Source organism: Xanthobacter sp. BG11Y11_SDJG, assembly GCF_057364445.1.
Genome location: NZ_JBNFNU010000504.1, coordinates 1 through 2,596, shown reverse-complemented (window position 1 = coordinate 2,596; position 2,596 = coordinate 1). Strand labels below are relative to the sequence as shown.

Genomic DNA, 2,596 nt, shown 5'->3' with positions numbered 1-2,596 from the left:
CGCCAGGCCGCGACGTGCGCGCCCAGGCGAGCGCGGTGGCGCCATAAGGCGCGTCGAGCAGCGCCACCGCGGGCGCCGCGGCCGGCATCACCTCGGTGAACAGGCGCAGCTTGGCCTTGAAGTAGGTGTCCATGGTGGGGTGATAGTCGAGATGGTCGCGGCCGAGATTGGTGAAGCCGCCGGCCGCGAGGCGCACCCCGTCGAGCCGCCGCTGGTCGAGTCCGTGCGAGGAGGCCTCCAGCGCCATGTGCGTCACGCCGTCTGCGGCGAGGCGGTCGAGCGTCCGGTGCAGGTCCACCGGGTCCGGCGTGGTGAGGCTGCCATAGGTGGCGCCGTCCGGCGCGACGAGGCCGATGGTGCCGAGATAGGCCGCGGTGTGGCCCAGACGCTGCCAGATCTGGCGCAGGAAATAGGCCACCGAGGTCTTGCCGGCGGTGCCGGTGACCGCCGCGATGGTGGCCGGCTGGCGCGAATAGAAGCGCGCCGCCGCAAGGCTCAGGGATCGGCGCACGTCGAGCGTGAAGGCGATGGCGGCGCGGCCGGGCGTCTGCGGCAGATCTGCGTCGGCTCCATCAGCACCGCCGCCGCGCCGCGGGCGACGGCGTCGGGAATGAAGCGCGCACCGTCGGCGCGGGAGCCGGGCACCGCCACGAACAGGAAATCCGGCTCCACCCTTCGGCTGTCGGCGGTGACGCCGCGAATGGGCACGGCCTCGCCCGCGCCGGTGACGATCCTGGCGTGGCCTTCGAGGAGGTGTCCCAGCGTCATCATGGTCATCGGGGCTCCTTCTGGCACCCCATGGGGTCGCTTGTCATCCCGCCGATGGGGGAGGCGGGACGCCCCGGCCCGTCGTCAGCGCAGGCCCACCCGCTGGGAGGCGCGCAGCATCTGCTCGGCATCGGGCAGGTTCTGGCGCGGCGAGAGGCCGAGCATGGGCGCGATGCGCTCGACGATCTTGCCCGCTGTGGGCGCCGCATTCCAGCCGGAGGTGGCGAAGCCGTGGGTCTCGGGCGTCGCCTTGGGCTCGTCGAGCATCACCAGCACCAGGTATTTCGGCTTGTCCATGGGGAATACGGCGGTGAAGGAGGTGAGCAGCTTGTTCTTGGCGTAGCGCCCGTTCACCACCTTCTCGGCGGTGCCGGTCTTGCCGCCCACCAGATAGCCCGGCACCTCGGCCTTGCGGGCGGAGCCCTTCTCGGCGTTGAGGCGGAACAGATAGCGCATCTTGTCGGAAGTCTCGGGCTTGAGCACGCGCGTCGCCGCCTTGCGCGCCTCCTCCTCGTCGCGCTTGAGGAAGGTGGGCGGGATCAAATAGCCGCCGTTGACCATGGAATTGACCGCCATCACCGCCTGGAGCGGGGCGACCGAGAGGCCGTGGCCGAAGGCGATGGTGGCTGAGTTCACCTCGCCCCAGCGCTTGGGCACGATGGGCAGGGAGCTTTCCGGCAGCTCGGTGACGAGGCGGTCGAGCTGGCCCATCTTCTTCAGGAACGCCTTGTGCGCCTCGACGCCCAGCGACAGCACCATCTTGGCGGTGCCGACATTGGACGAGACGAGGAAGATCTCGGGCACGCTCAGCACCCGGTTCTCGGCGTGGTAGTCGGAGATCTTGAAGCGCCCGAACGACATGGCGCCGCGCGCATCGAACGAGGAATTGAGGCCGATGCGCCCGGAATCGAGCGCCATGGCGAACGACAGCGCCTTGAAGGTGGAGCCCATCTCGTAGACGCCGGTGGTGAGGCGGTTGAGATAGGCTTGGTCGGTGGGGTCGCCCGACTGGTTGGGGTCGTAGTCCGGCAGCGACACCATGGCGATGATCTCGCCCGTGTTCACGTCGGTGACGAGGCCCATGGCGTGCAGCGCCGAGAACTTGGCCTTGGCGGCGGCCAGCTCGTCGCGCATCGCGTGCTGCACCCTCACGTCCATGGAGAGCGCCACCGGCTCCTGCTGGCGATCGGTGGCGAAGCCGGCGAGGTGGAGGTCGGCGAGCCCGCCTTTGTCGATGTACTTCTCCAGCCCGGCGATGCCCTGATTGTCCACGTTCACGCCGCCGATCACGTGCGACAGGATCGGCCCGTCGGGATAGACGCGGCGGTTCTCCTTGATGAAGCCGATGCCCGGCAGGCCGAGCCGGAAGATGGCGCGCTGCTGGGCCGGGGTGATCTCGCGCCGGAGCCAGGCGAAGCCGCGCCCGGAATTCAGGCGCGCGCGCGCCTCCTTCACGTTGAGGTCGGGCAGCACCTTCAGGAGGCCTTCGAGCGCCTCGTCGGGATCGATGAGGCGGCGCGGCTCGGCGAACAGCGAGGGCGACTTCACGTCGATCGCCACCACGTCGCCGTTGCGGTCGAGGATGTCGGGCCGGGCCGAGGCGAGCGCATCCGAGCCGCCGCGGCGGCTGTGCTTGGGATCGGTGAGGCGAGATGCACCAATTGGCCGGCAATGGCGAGGAAGACCAGGCAGAAGACGCCGGCCATCAGCTTGAGGCGCGAGCGCGCGATGGTGGCGGGATCGCCCCGGTCGAGCCCGGCGAGGCCGCGCAGGAAGACCCGCGTGCCGGCATAGGCGCCGCGGCCGAGTACCCGCGCAGGCGAACAGC

At 70.0% G+C, this 2,596-nt stretch carries 2 protein-coding genes and 1 pseudogene; all 3 read right to left on the bottom strand.

All coding sequences use genetic code 11. The annotated features are described in order from the left end of the window. The coding region (locus AC2W7M_RS23565) for a Mur ligase family protein (protein WP_486135373.1) at positions 1-511 on the bottom strand (511 nt) is incomplete at its 3' end. Beyond that, positions 496-777, bottom strand: coding sequence for a Mur ligase domain-containing protein (locus AC2W7M_RS23560; protein WP_486135371.1), 282 nt, complete (start codon positions 775-777; stop codon positions 496-498). The genes AC2W7M_RS23560 and AC2W7M_RS23565, both read right to left, overlap by 16 nt. Before the next feature lie 75 nt (positions 778-852). Beyond that, positions 853-2,540 (bottom strand): annotated as a pseudogene (locus tag AC2W7M_RS23555) (peptidoglycan D,D-transpeptidase FtsI family protein). Positions 2,541-2,596 lie beyond the last annotated feature (56 nt).

Excerpts from the sequence above, each read along its gene's own strand:
- AC2W7M_RS23560 (WP_486135371.1), bottom strand. The coding sequence starts at position 777 with ATGACCATGATGACGCTGGGACACCTCCTCGAAGGCCACGCCAGGATC.